At 46.5% G+C, this 14,154-nt stretch carries 11 protein-coding genes; 8 read left to right on the forward strand and 3 right to left on the reverse strand.

Annotation, left to right across the window (positions count from 1 at the left end):
- Positions 1–3,371: two-partner secretion domain-containing protein (locus tag QUA10_RS26790; protein WP_333086429.1), on the reverse strand; the 3,371-nt coding region annotated here is incomplete at its 3' end.
- Between the two features lie 81 nt (positions 3,372–3,452).
- On the opposite strand from QUA10_RS26790, the gene rnhA reads away from it, so the two are divergent.
- From rnhA to blaOXA, 5 genes are all read left to right on the forward strand, one after another.
- Positions 3,453–4,358: a ribonuclease HI gene (gene rnhA, locus QUA10_RS26795; RefSeq protein ID WP_333084853.1), complete on the forward strand. Its 906-nt coding sequence runs from the start codon at positions 3,453–3,455 to the stop codon at positions 4,356–4,358.
- Between the two features lie 246 nt (positions 4,359–4,604).
- A complete protein-coding gene (locus QUA10_RS26800; protein WP_333084854.1) occupies positions 4,605–5,393 on the forward strand; it encodes a HipA family kinase in 789 nt (262 codons plus the stop codon).
- Positions 5,371–5,835, forward strand: a complete 465-nt coding sequence (locus tag QUA10_RS26805; protein WP_333084855.1) for a DUF3037 domain-containing protein — start codon at positions 5,371–5,373, stop codon at positions 5,833–5,835. The genes QUA10_RS26800 and QUA10_RS26805 overlap by 23 nt, the downstream gene beginning before the upstream one ends.
- Before the next feature lie 339 nt (positions 5,836–6,174).
- Positions 6,175–6,588: an MAPEG family protein gene (locus tag QUA10_RS26810; RefSeq protein ID WP_333084856.1), complete on the forward strand. Its 414-nt coding sequence runs from the start codon at positions 6,175–6,177 to the stop codon at positions 6,586–6,588.
- Between the two features lie 151 nt (positions 6,589–6,739).
- Entirely contained in the window at positions 6,740–7,612 is an 873-nt protein-coding gene (blaOXA, locus tag QUA10_RS26815; RefSeq protein ID WP_333084857.1) for a class D beta-lactamase, read from the forward strand.
- 164 nt (positions 7,613–7,776) lie between these two features.
- On the opposite strand, the gene QUA10_RS26820 is transcribed toward blaOXA, so the two are convergent.
- Positions 7,777–8,322 (reverse strand): dual specificity protein phosphatase family protein, encoded by a 546-nt coding sequence (locus QUA10_RS26820; RefSeq protein ID WP_333084858.1) that lies wholly within the window; start codon positions 8,320–8,322, stop codon positions 7,777–7,779.
- A gap of 57 nt (positions 8,323–8,379) precedes the next feature.
- Here QUA10_RS26820 and QUA10_RS26825 point away from each other — a divergent pair, with 57 nt between their 5' ends.
- The gene (locus tag QUA10_RS26825) at positions 8,380–9,018 is read left to right on the forward strand and encodes a pentapeptide repeat-containing protein (RefSeq protein ID WP_333084859.1); all 639 of its coding nucleotides are present in this window, start codon (positions 8,380–8,382) and stop codon (positions 9,016–9,018) included.
- Positions 9,019–9,113: 95 nt separating this feature from the next.
- Here the strand turns inward: QUA10_RS26825 and QUA10_RS26830 are convergent, their stop codons facing one another.
- Positions 9,114–10,175, reverse strand: a complete 1,062-nt coding sequence (locus QUA10_RS26830) for a TIGR03032 family protein (RefSeq protein WP_333084860.1) — start codon at positions 10,173–10,175, stop codon at positions 9,114–9,116.
- Positions 10,176–10,456: 281 nt separating this feature from the next.
- Between QUA10_RS26830 and QUA10_RS26835 the strand changes: the two genes are divergently transcribed.
- Together QUA10_RS26835 and QUA10_RS26840 are read left to right on the forward strand one after the other, a co-directional pair.
- The gene (locus QUA10_RS26835) at positions 10,457–11,380 is read left to right on the forward strand and encodes an AraC family transcriptional regulator (RefSeq protein ID WP_333084861.1); all 924 of its coding nucleotides are present in this window, start codon (positions 10,457–10,459) and stop codon (positions 11,378–11,380) included.
- A gap of 297 nt (positions 11,381–11,677) precedes the next feature.
- A partial coding sequence (locus QUA10_RS26840) for an FG-GAP-like repeat-containing protein (RefSeq protein WP_333086430.1) occupies positions 11,678–14,154 on the forward strand: 2,477 nt, incomplete at its 3' end.

The following is a 14,154-nucleotide window of genomic DNA, read 5'->3' on the forward strand; positions in this document are numbered from 1 at the left end:
GTTATTGGAGGAGTTATTGGAGGAGTTATTGGAGGAGTTATTGGAGGAGTTATTGGAGGAGTTATTGGAGGAGTTATTGGAGGAGTTATCGGAGGATCGTTGATGGTTGGTTGATTGGTAGTGACGATCGCACTATTGCCTTGAGTGTAAGAATTGATGAAAGATCGCCCTTGAGTAATCGTACCTAAAGCATTGCTGGCGATCGCCCCAGCAGTACCGTTAGTCGTCGCATCTCCCACCGCAAAAGGTATCGGCGGATTGACATCGCCGCCGCCGTGGCGGATCGTAACTGTACCCGGTTGAGTGCCACCAAGAGTCGAGACGCTAACAGGAGTGCCGTTTTGGTCAAAAGTACCCGTCACTCGAACTAAACCCGGAGTTGTGATCTCAACATTACCGCCCGCAGCATTGATCGATGCAACACGGATATCATTTTGAGCGTTAAGATTTACTGTAGAAGTGGGATCGGCACTAACAACAGGATTAACATTTATTCGCCCAATTGCGATTTCGTTTCCGGCTAAAATTCCGACTCTTTCGGAAGCACTTATATTACCAGTGCTGACTGTTCCCCTGCTGCTAGTGACATCAACTGCAACTCCCTGCAAGTCTCGTGAAGTTACATCCAGCGGCGCTATTAAATTGACATTTCCTGTTGTGGCGTTGGTATTGTCAATATTAATACTTCCCGTATTGCTAGTTACATTAACTCCAACTCCCCGCAACTCTCCTGAATTTACATTACCAGAACTTGTTAAATTGACATTTCCTGTTGTAGCGTCGGTATTGCCAATATTAATACTTCCCGCATTGCTGTTTACATTAACTCCAACTCCCCGCAAATCCCCGGAATTTACATTTAGCAGCCCTGTTAAATTGACAGTATTTTCTGTTGCTGTAGCTGTTTCAATATTAACACTTCCCGAATTGCTATTTATATTAACTCTTGCTCCCACCAAATCCCCAGAATTTACATTTCCCGAACCTATTATATTAATATTGCCAAGAGATGTAGTATTACCGAGGGCAATATTTCCCTGATCGCTATTGACTTCAACGGCTCCACCTTGCAAATTGCCTGCATTTAAATCCCTGGAGGCTCTCAAATTAATAGTGCCAGTCCCAGCGTTAATTGAGGCAACATTCATATTAGTTTGTGCATCCAGATTAACTGTAGGAATGATGGGAATAACTGGATTGGTGGCGACAGGATTAACAGTTATTGCTCCTGTGTTGATTTCCTGTGCCGCTAGAATTCTGACATCTCCAGAAGTAGCGATCGCACCCGTATTAACACTCCCATTGCTGCTGCTAGCATTGACAGTCGCAGCGGTGAGATTGCCTACAGTTAAGTCCCTAAAAGCTGTCAAATTGATATTCTCAGTTGCTGTGATATTGATAGATGTAGTATTAGGCACAAGGGTATTGGCATCAGTCAAAACTCCCAATGCCCCGGAGTTACTGGTAATCTCAACATTAGATCCCTGCAAAGTCCCGAAATTCACATTGCCAAAAGCTCTGAGTGCGATCGCCCCGGAAGTCCCAGTATCGATCGACCCTGTGACGATATTACCCCGAACAGTATTCAGACTAATACTGCCGTTGATATCAGCACGAGAAATGTCACTTGTCAAGATAATATTGTCATTAGCTTGAATATCAATTGTCGAACTAGACGTTAATCTGCCGCCAACAATCACTCCTGCTTCCCTGCTTTCGAGACGAATTTGACCGCCATTAATATCTCTAGTTGCGATACTTCCCGGCGCTGACAAAATTACAGGCCCCCCTGCTGAAATATTTTCAACTGAAATCAAATTGCTCGATAAAAGGGGACTTGTAAATATAGAATCTTCATCTAAACTGTTAGTAGGAGGATTTAGTAGATTTGCCACTCCCGCCCGCAGAATTAAGGCCGGACTGCTGGTTAAAATAGCAATATCTGGATCGTCTGGATTCACATTTTCCCTACCCAATGCAATATCTGGACCGGTAATTGTAATATCCTCGGCAACAATGCTCCCCTTCGCCTCGACTTTTAGCGAAACTCCGGTATAATCTCCAAAGAAAACATCTCCTTCGGCACTGATAATCGGGTCAAATAAACTGACAAAGTTTCCCGGCATTCCCGACAAATTGCGAATCGAAAAATTGCCACCAGAAACAAAGTGAGAATCACCCGAAATAACGCCGTTGCTAACCAAAGTCAAATTGCCGCCGCTTTGGAATTGCGGGGGAAGAGATAAACCGCCGATCGCATTTTGAGTCAGAATATCAATAGTGCGAGATCCCTGAATGTATAAATTCCCCCCAGCCTGCGCCAAAAAAGGATTCTGGGCGCTGTCCCTGACCCGCACCGCATCCCCACCCAGCAAACTCAAATCCCCGGAAGTTTGCAGCCTAGCGCCTGCTAACGTGAGATTTTCCGCAGCCCATAAATTCGCACTTCCCGCATTCAACTGCGGCAGCCCAGACACATTAGCAGCAATCGCCACATCCCCAGAATTCACCTGCAAACCAGAACCCACAAGCCGCACAGAACCGTCATCCGCAACCGCAACACCCGCCGCCTGATTTTGCCCAGTACCTGTCAGCAACTGCGGCAAAGCAACAGGATTCAAAGTCTGTTGAGAATTACCAAAATTTCCGCCCGTTGCTATTTCCAAACTCAACAAATGCCCTGGTTGACTAATGCGGAGAATCTGATCTCCCCCAACAGCAGCAACAGTAATTTGCCCGCCCGCAGCCGACAACTGCCCGGTACTAACAACCGTACCGCCAAGCAAAGCCAAATTTTGCCCCGGACTCACCGCTAAATTGCCAGCATTAACAATACTTCCCGGTACACCCGCACCAAAATAAAAAGCATTTGGGGTACCAACCAAGGCACTAAAATTATTTGTACCCGCAGCATTAAACCAATTTGAACCAAAACCAACACCAGTAGCAGTAGTTGCAGTAAAAGCCGCCGGCACATTCAAACTCGCGTTCGGGCCAAACACAATCCCCGCAGGATTAATTAGAAACAGATTAGAATTGCCGCCCGTGACAGTAATTAAACCGTTAATTAGCGAAGCGTCCCCGCCAGCAATTCGAGCTAATATATTTTGAATAGCCGAATTAGTCAGAAAATTAGCAATTTGACCTTCATTCAAGCCAAACTGTCCAAAACTGTGAAAAAGATTCGCGCCGTCTCCCGACAAACTGCCGCCATTGATATCATAACGGTTGCCGCTGGGGGTGACAACAGTACCCGTACCGTCTGCAGCAGGCACTAGGGGCTGTGCTTGGGCGAAAGTATTAAAAATTAACAAAGAAAAGGGAAAAATAAATAGCCCGACCTTTTTAATCTTTAAGTTGGCATTTTTCATAGCAGCAAGTAAAACTATCTCAATTGCCTTAATTATCGCACTTGCAAACAACTTACCTCTAAATGACAAATTAATTCGCTCATGACAACTCCCAAAATCAAAAGCCTCTACACAGACGGCGCTTGTTCCGGCAACCCAGGCCCTGGTGGCTGGGGTGCAGTAGTTTGTTTCGCCGACGGCAAGTGTCACGAACTCGGAGGTGCAGACCCCCAAACCACTAACAACCGCATGGAAATGCAGGCGGCAGTCGCTGCGCTGGAATTTTTTGCCAATTCCGGTCAAACCGAACCAGTCACCGTTTACACCGACAGCGAATACGTTAAAAACGGCATCACTAAATGGATTCAAGGCTGGAAAAATAAAGGCTGGAAAACCTCAACGGGCAAAGATGTTGTCAACCAAGACCTCTGGCATCTGCTAGACAAGCTCAATTCCCGACAAATCAAGTGGGAACACGTGCGCGGCCACTCCGGCGACTTCTACAACGACAGATGCGATGAAATCGCCCGCAGCTTCTCGCACAATATCACTCCCGAACTGCAACAGCGCAAACCAACGGGAGACGAGGCCGGGGCGGGCACGGGGGCATCGCCCCTACACTTTGACAACACAATTGTTTCGGAAGAAACGGACGCAACTGGTAACAAAACGATAGAATCCTATGTCATAACTTCTGACCTTCCGATCTCCAACTCTACCATGATGGATTCAACTGCCGATACCCTGGAGAACTTGCCCCGCGAGGTGAGGGTTCAAGACCTCCGCAATCTGATCGAAACGTTGCACATCGCCGACGAGGTTGCGACGAAAGGCTACTTGATTACCAGTTCTGAACTGGCTGATTTGATGGATGTCAATGCCAGCGCTGTCACCAGTCGTGGAGACAACTGGGTTTGGCGGAATTGGGTAGTTTCGCGGGTGCGGCGCGAAGGCAACCAAATTCTCTGGCAATTAGAGAGAATCGACCACGTTAGTACAACTGATTAGTGGTTAGTCATGAGTTATTAGTTGATTAATAACTGATGACTAATGGCTGTCTCAAAGCAAGATTTGGCAAAATTCCGTAGGGACACAACATTGTTGTGTCCTTTTAGTCATCAGTTTAGTAAACAGACTACTTAACATCAATCCCAGTTAAAAGAAAGAATCCAACTGTCTGTAAGCCCGTGATCAAAACCCTCATAAAATCAGTGATTTCCCATCGAAAATCTCAAATCGAAAATCCAAAATAGCATGAGTATCAGCTTGCGAACAGTCATTGCTACCAGGTATGTCACTCCCTTGCGCGAGGGCGGCTCGCTACCAGCGATCGTCGAAGCAGATGATGATGGTATGTATGTGCTCAAATTTCGCGGTGCGGGCCAGGGAGCCAAATCTCTGATCGCCGAGCTAGTGGCGGGAGAGATTGCTCGCGCCTCCGGACTCCCAATCCCCGAACTCGTCTTTGTTGAACTCGATCCCGAACTGGCTCGCACTGAGCCTGACCCGGAAATTCAAGATTTGATCCGAGCAAGTGCTGGCCTCAACCTCGCCCTCGACTATCTTCCTGGCTCGATCACATTTGACCCGATAGCGGGTAAGTCTGAGGCGGATTTGGCCTCAGAAATCGTCTGGTTCGATGCTTTTGTAACCAACATCGATCGCACGCCGCGCAATGCAAATATGCTGGTATGGCACCGCCGGCTTTGGCTGATCGATCACGGTGCGGCCCTCTACTTCCACCACACCTGGAAAGATTATCTCTCGCGCAGCCGCGATCGTTTTCCGCCAATCAAAGACCACGTTCTACTGCGTTTTGCCAGTACGCTGGAAGCGGCAAATTCAAAGATGAGTCAAACGCTAACCCCGGACATCATTCGCAACATTGTTAAACTAATTCCTGATACTTGGCTGGTGGGAGATTCTCCTTTCAGCGATAGCAACCAACATCGGAATGCTTATATAGAGTACCTGCTAAATCGGCTAGAATCACCACATATTTTTTTGGAGGAAGCGATTAGTGCCCGATCGATTTCTTTATGATTACGCCATTATCCGTGTCGTTCCCAAAGTTGAGCGCGAGGAGTTTATCAACGTAGGGGCGATCGTTTCCTGCGGTACGAAAAAATTCCTCGAAGCCCGTATCGAAATAGATGAACAGCGCTTGATGGCGATCGACTCAACGTTGGATTTGGAAATGATTCGCAATCACCTAGCAGTCATTCCCATCATTTGTGCAGGCGGCAAGGAATCTGGCGCGATCGGTCAACTTCCCCACAGAGAGCGCTTTCACTGGCTCGTAGCACCCCGTAGCACGATCGTTCAGACATCGCGGGTACACACTGGTTTTTGCCAGAATCTACCGGGTGCGATCGAACATCTGCTCGATACAATGGTGCGATCTTCATGCCGAAAACCATCTGTAAAGGCTCAGTTGCTAGAGGTGAGAAATGACTCTCAGGAGATGCGATCGCACTCTAGTTAGGGTCAGCTTGTCGGTTAGATGCTGCTTTGAGCTTGCTGGGCGAGCTATCGATTTCCGAAAACAGCCAGAATATCCGAATTATTCATATCTCTTTTCTCAACCTCTGCGTGAATCAGCATCAATCCATTGTCCGGGGCGGTTAATACATTCTCTTTTTTTAACCGCAGATGATGGCAGATAAACACAGATTAACGCAGATGAATCCAATCGAGTCCGGTTGCACCGTCGGTGATTGTTGACCATTCGGCTTCGCTGTTGGCTGGATTTGACGCCTGATGATGCTACAGGATTTGATATAACTTTTATAAAGTCTTAGCAGCAGTTTCGCAAGGTAGAAAGATGATGCAAATTGAACACACAAATATGACCGTCTCCCTCTGGGGTTTAGCAATTTTCATCCTGTGGACGATCGCAGTCGTTATCCTCTTGCTAGCAGTCAGGATTCGGCATCTATCTGCCGGCGGATCTCCCAAAGATTTCGGCACACAAAACGATGACAGTTTGCTGTGGCGACTATTTCGAGTACAATCCAACTTGATAGAAAACCTGCCTTTGTATTTGGGAGTTGTTTTTCTTCTAACAGTTAGGGGTGTCTCAGGAACAGCAGTAGATTTGCTGATTGTTGTGTACATCCTATTTCGGCTGGTACATTCAGCGATTCACATCGCCGGCCTCGATCCAAAGTTTAGGTTGTTCAGCTTAATAATTCAGTTAAGCTGTTTGGTCGCATTAACTATTATGGCAGTTTTGTAGGTGAGAAATTACGCAATTGACAGCTATATATAGTAGGGTGCGTCAGGGGCAAACCTTTATTGTTTCTTACACAGCGTAAGTCAGACGCACCTTACAAGTCGATCGCCCCTGTGACATTACTGCCTGTGATTTGGCTAAATTATCGAAGTTTATGAACCGAATATATCGTGCGATCACTGTTATTTTAATTGTATTAGGCTGCATCACTTTTATTTTAGTTCAGCCACCGAAATCAGCCTTAACCGTGCCACCTCCAGTGCAAGAATCTTTACCTCGCGGAGGAGATGTTGCGGAGACAATGAATTTTAGACGGCACTTTCAAGAACTAGGAGTGGAAGGCTCGATCGCAATTTACGATTTAAATAGCGATCGGCTTTATCAACACAACCCGCAGCGTAACGCCACAGCCTTTTTACCCGCATCTACATTTAAGATTCTCAACTCTCTGATTTCCTTAGAAACCGGGGTAATTTCAGATGAGCTTGCCGTGCTAACTTGGGATGGAATTCAAAGGCAAATTCCAGCCTGGAATCGAGACTTGAATATGCGAGAAGCCATGAAACTTTCCGCCGTTTGGTTTTACCAAGTTCTCGCCCGCCGAGTCGGACACGAGCAAATGCAAAAATGGGTAGCTAAAGTCGGTTATGGCAATCAAAAAATCGGTAACAAAGACGATATTGACAAATTCTGGTTAGAGGGAGAACTGCGAATCACACCCAACGAGCAAATTCAATTTCTCCGCCGTCTCTACAAAAATGACTTACCCTTCTCGGAGCGATCGCTGTCTCTGGTGAAAGACATCATAATTGTTGAACAAACTCCCGATTACACAATTAGGGCAAAAACAGGATGGGCAAATTTTGGAGAACAAACAAAGCCTCAAATTGGCTGGTATGTAGGTTATTTAGAGAAGAATAAAAAAGCTTATTTTTTTGCTACAAACATTGACATCCGCAACCCAAATGACGCACCTGCAAGAATCGAGTTAACGCGCCGTTGCTTCAAAGATATTGCGCTGCTGTAAGTGCGTTATTTATTCTATAAAATTCGCAAAAACGCCAGCGGATTGGCTAACGGTGACAGCCAAAACACCCATTTATTCAATGCCTGAGTTCGATCGTAGGAAGCCGAGTCTTTTAAATCTTTTAACACTTACGCAATTAGCACATATATATAGTTGCTATAGTGCTATATATCATTCCTCGCAGCAAGGCGACAATCCTCTAAGAGAGCATTAAGTTCTTCAACGACTAGCCAGGGGTTTCGACCTTTCAAACAAGCTACGATTGCTGCTTCATAGGGATTTCTGCCAGTTTTTTTTACTGCTGCGATCGCCTGTTTGTTAGACAATCCCCGCGCGCTGACCAACCAAGCAGCCAAAACCTGTCCTGTACGTCCGATCCCCCCAGAACAGTGAACTACCACCCGTTCGCCTTTGTTATTTGCTGATTCCAAGAACGGCAATATGCGAGCGATTAAAATATCGCGATCGACCAATTCAAAGTCTGCGATCGGCGCCCAGCAAACTTGATCGCACCCAAAGATGTTCCTATATGTTCCCAGTAAGTCAGTGTAGCGGATGAGTTGCGTCTGAGCGAGCAAGCAGCAAACTTGCTTAATATTATGCCCCTGCATAAATTCAATCCACCGAGCAAGTTCTGCATCGCGGTATCCTGGTCTGGCTGCACCAAACACAATTAATTCATTCTCTGAAGCCGCAGCGAATTTGTCCATACTGTTTTCAATATTTTTACCTATAATTAAGAAAGACGCACAAATCCTGAATCTACAGTGAAAAACAACAGCTCGATCGGTTTAATGAACTGGCTGCAATCCAAACCAGAAACCGTTTTGTTATGCGACTCAAGTGCAGCAGCTTCTGAGATGGCATTCATGCTCAACGGTGAGTGGGATGGGTGCAATAGTTTGGTGCTCTCTAAATGCGACAAGGTAGCAATTGAAGCAGCCGCCCGTTTGCTAGAGACATCGTGGTGCTACCAAAATACTTGCGAACCGGTTTTAATTCGGCTGGAAGTTGACGAATTGCTGCGCCGCTATGGGATTGGAGACAGGTTTTTTATTAATGCTAACTTGCGATGCGCGCAATTGAGCGAACTTTGCTTTGAAAACATTGATTTGAGTTATGCTAAATTGAATTGGGCTAACCTCAGCGGCACTAATTTAAGCAAAGCAAACTTAATGGCAGCACAAATGCAATCCGCAAATTTGAGTGGCAGCACTTTGAGTGGATCGCAACTGGTGAGGGCGAACTTATCAGGAGCAAATTTATCTGATGCTAATCTCAGAGCTGCCGATCTGAGTTATGCAGATTTAAGCAATACTTGTTTAACAGGTGCTGACTTAAGAGGTGCAAATTTAGCGAGAACAGACTTAAGAAAAACAAGCTTAGATGGGGCGATAGTTGAGTAATACCAAATCGCTTAAATACTTTCTCTCACACCCCGTGGGTAAATCCTGTAAACATTTATCTGCGTTCATCCGCGTACATCCGCCACCATCTGCGGTTAAAGTTCCAAAGTAATTAACTGAGCAATTTCTTCAGTCTGAAAACCTACAGCCATAGGCTTTTGCACTGTCGGAATCACTTGCACATCATAGAGTTCTGTGACAATCCCTTCAAACCGCAACCAGTGAACGATCGCCCCGGTAGTCAAATCGATCGCCATCATACCACAGCGAGGCTCAGCATCCTTTGCTACCAACAACTCATCCAATTCTAAACCGCTAAAAGTGTTGTCACCTCCCCTCGGTTTCGAGAGTCCAACAATTGCCCAATTTTGCCAAAATGCCAGTCCTCGGACATATCCCGGACAAAACGCAATCGCCTCAAATTTCCCTGTGTCTAAATCCACATAACCCAATTCTCCCCGCCCCGAATTCAGCAGCCACAATTTGTCTTGATACCAGCGAGGTGAGTGCGGCATTGACAATCCTGTGACGATGATATCATTAGATTGAATATCAATAACTATACCGCCATTTTTTCTGCGATCGCGCCAGCCATCCACCACATCCGACTGACTCGACGCTGTGACATATTTCGCCTCCCCAGCCACCATTGCTAAACCGTTGAGGTGACAGCGGTCTTCATTTATATATTGTGATATAAAACTGGGTTTCCAGAGAGGTTTGCAACTGTGGCGATCGCTCAAAGTAGCGATACAATTAAACAAAGTGCTAATAAAAATGATTTGATTATTTTTATCGACTGCGATATCGTGAATGTCGATATCACCTGTAGTATAGCCGATTCTTGGTATATATAATTTATCGTATCCTTGGTATAATTTCCCGGATTCTAAGACATTATCTAATTGCCAGATTTGATATTTTGAACTTAAATAAAGGCGTTCCGGCGTGCAGTAAAGCCCCATTGCGCGATCGAATATTCGCCAAAATGCCGAGATTCTGTTGGTTTCTGGCACAGCACCAATTAACATTAACCTGCTGGTTTGATAGGTAGTGCAAGCGAGGCTGATTTGTTGTTGGGTTAACCAAGATGGAAAATCGCGATCGCCAAAAATCTCGTGTTCTTCGACTGTATTGACAATTGTGTCGTTATTCATAAAATCTGTAAAATTTTAATTTTCGTAGGGGCGGGTTTTACAGACAATAACTGCCTAACACCCACAATCTCATAAACCCGCCCCCACCCAACTATAAATCAAAATGTACCTCTTGAATGTAGAGGTTTCCTTCACCAACAATAATTGCCTCAAATTCACAATATCATAAATCCGCCCCCACATCTACTGAGATAATTCCTGTAAAACACCCCAGCAGAGGTATAAATATTTACACATGATTGATATAATTTATTGTGGGTGTAAAATATGGGGATTTAATAATGGTCTGGGATTTAAATATTGAAATCAACGATCCAGAGATATATATTAAGCAAGTATCGGGTATTACTAAACATATTTTCTCTTCCAAAGATTACAAAATTCAATTGCGGCTTGCTAAGTTAAAAAACTTCGAGTTCGTGAGTGTTGTTTGGGAAGCTGGGAGTACATATACCGCAGGATATACTTTTGTTGGAAAAATAGGTTTCACATTTTTTGACAGCGATCATTTATTGAAAGTTGGGTCTAACGAATTCCTCGTGAACGATCGACATTTTGTGATAAGTCAGCCGGGAGGCGAACTAATCCATCTTCAGCACTCAGCCAAATACAGCGCAATATCAATTTATATAGATGAAGCTCGATTTTCAACTGAACTGAGCAAGTATCTTGACAAATCCATTGAACGTCCTAACCTGGTACAAGTTATCGATCGCACTACTCTTTACGGTCAATCGCTATATCAAATGGTCATAATGCTGTCGAATTTGATTGACACTAACGGACATCCACTGGTAATTGAAAATTTAGAAATCGCTATTTTTTCTACCTTAGTCCAAGGTTCATCTTACAACACTTTAGAACCATCGATTATTAAAGTATCCGAAATTTCGATCGCCCGCGTGCGACAGGCTGCCGAATACATCCGAGCAAATATGAAACAAGACCTGACAATTGCACAAATTGCTTCCGCCATGAACTGTAGCAGTCGTTCTTTGCAAACAGCATTCGCTCGTTATTACGGTGTCTCTCCCAGTCAATTTTTGCGAACTGCTCGACTTGAAGCCACTCGTATGGAGTTAATCGAGAGCAACAAAACGATTACGGAAATTGCGTTTGAATATGGCTTTTACAATCCTAGTCGCTTTACAAAATATTTCCAGCAGCATTTTGGGAAAAAGCCTTCGGACATTTTGCGAAACTAATCTTTCGCAATTTGGCTAGCGCAACTAGGAAGCAGGAAACTATAAATATTCTTAGGGAATAAATTAATACACAGGTTAACGGGATTCAGACCAAATATTAATGCGTAAGCCATACCAAACAAAGGTTTCTAGCCCTTGTCCCGGTTAGAAGTGTTCTTCTTACCTTTTCGATATTACTCATCACGATCGGCGAGTGTCATCCACCACCAGGTAGAAACATCACAAACCAGAATCAAATCGGGGTCATTTCCCGATCGACTCAAAAACCACGAACTACATTATTAAAAGCAAAAAACTGTGAAAACTCTACCTCAAATTAACCGTTCCCTAAATAACAATATCGGAAGTTTGGTTGGTTGCACCAGCAACAAGCCCACAGAAATAGTCATCCTTGACCCCACAATACCAGACAGCCAGCACCTAATCTCCGGCATCAAACCCGACACCGCAACCTACATTCTCAAAAGCCAGCCCGATGCCGTAGAGCAAATCACCGCAATCCTAGCTCAGCATAGAGGCATCGAAACTCTCCACATCATCACCCACGGAGATTCTGGCAACCTTTACCTAGGCACAACAGAACTCAACAGCAGCAATATCCAAAACTACAGCCACCAATTGCAACAGTGGCGAAACGCCTTCACTGACAACGCCAACATCATCTTATATGGATGCAGCGTAGCAGCCGGAGACAGAGGACACCAATTCCTGACTCAACTGCACCAACTCACAGGCGCAAACATCAGCGCCAACTCCCAACCTACAGGTAACTGCAAACTCGGTGGCACCTGGGACATCCTCCAACTCATCCCCCCATCTTCTGAAGCGCCCCAACTAGCCCTCACCGAAACCACCCTCAAGACTTACAGTGGCGTACTAGGCTTGTCCCCCCAAGTCACCTTCACAACTGGCACTACCCCCTTCTCCGTCAGCATCGGCGACTTCAACTTGGACGGGAAACCTGACTTAGCTGTGGCGAACTTCAGCAACGACACCGCCTCCATCCTGCTCAACACCGCCGCCACCAACGCCACCACCCCCACTTTCGCCACCAAAGTAGACTTCACAACTGGCACTCAGCCCGTATCAGTCAGCATCGGCGACTTCAACTTGGACGGGAAACCTGACTTAGCTGTGGTGAACTTCATCACCAACGCTGCCTCCATCCTGCTCAACACCACCGCCACAGGAGCCACCACCCCCACCTTTGCCACCCGTGTTGACTTACCTACTGGCAATCGCCCCTTCTCCGTCAGCATCGGCGACTTCAACTTGGACGGGAAACCTGACTTAGCTGTGACGAACACCTTGCCCGGCGTCAACACTGTCTCCATCCTGCTCAACACCACCGCCACCGGAGCCACTACCCCCACCTTTGCCACCCGTGTTGACTTACCTACTGGCAATCGCCCCTACTCCGTCAGCATCGGCGACATCAACGGCGACGGCAAACCTGACTTAGCTATAGCGAACTACAGCGGCAACAACGCCTCCATCCTGCTCAACACCACCCCCACCGGAGCCGCCACCCCCACCTTCGCCACCCAAGTCACCTTCCCTACTGGCATTAACCCCAGATTCGTCAGCATCGGCGACTTCAACTTGGACGGGAAACCAGACTTAGCTGTGGCGAACAGAAGCAGCAACACCGCCTCCATCCTGCTCAACACCACCCCCACCGGAGCCACTACCCCCACCTTTGCCAACCAAGTACAGTTCACTACTGGCACTCAGCCCTTCTCCGTCAGCATCGGCGACATCAACGGCGACGGCAAACCTGACTTAGCTGTGGGGAACGTCAACAGCAACAGCGCCTCCATCCTGCTCAACACCACCGCCACAGGAGCCGCCACCCCCACCTTCGCCACCAAAATTGACTTCCCTACTGGCCTTACCCCCAGATCCGTCAGCATCGGCGACATCAACGGCGACGGCAAACCTGACTTAGCTGTGGCGAACACCGGCAGCAACACCGCCTCCATCCTGCTGAACTACACCCCTACAGTCAGCATCGCCGCAGGCACTACTCCCACCGAAACCGGCCCCACCACTGGCACATTTAATATCACCCTTGATACTGCCGCCCCCGCTGGCGGCATAGTCGTCAACTTCAACACCACTGGCAGTACCGCCGCTACTCCTGGTCACTACTCCTTAACTGCGGGTACGAATATCACGGCAGTTACTGCTAATACTTTCACCATTGCCGCTGGTGTAACTACCGCTGTCCTCAATGCCGTCCCCATAGATGATGCTATTGTCAACCCAGGGGAAACAGTCCAAGTTAACGTCACTGCCGATCCCAACAATTTTAACTACTTTGTCGATCCAGTTGCCGCCAATACGACGGGGACACTAACAATTACCGACAACGACTTCCCCACAGTCAACCTCTCAGTTTCCCCAGTCACAAGTACAGAAACCGGAACTCCAGTTATCACCGTCACCGCCACAGCATCAAGTGCAGTTGTTGGCGCTCAAACTGTAAATGTGGCTTTGTCTGGAACGGCCACTGCTGCTGATTTTACAGGGACAATTCCGGATATCATTACCATTCCCGACGGTCAAACCACAGGTTCCTTTACCGTCAATGTTATTGATGATGCACTTGTAGAAGGAAGTGAAACAGGTACTTTCACAATCTCGACTCCTTCTAGCGGTGTTACACTCGGAAGTACGACAACAGGTAACGTTGACATTACCGACAACGACTTCCCCACAGTCAACCTCTCAGTTTCCCCAGTCACAAGTACAGAAACCGGAACTCCAGTTAT

This window comes from Microcoleus sp. Pol8_D6 (assembly GCF_036700965.1).
Taxonomy (GTDB): Bacteria; Cyanobacteriota; Cyanobacteriia; order Cyanobacteriales; family Microcoleaceae; genus Microcoleus.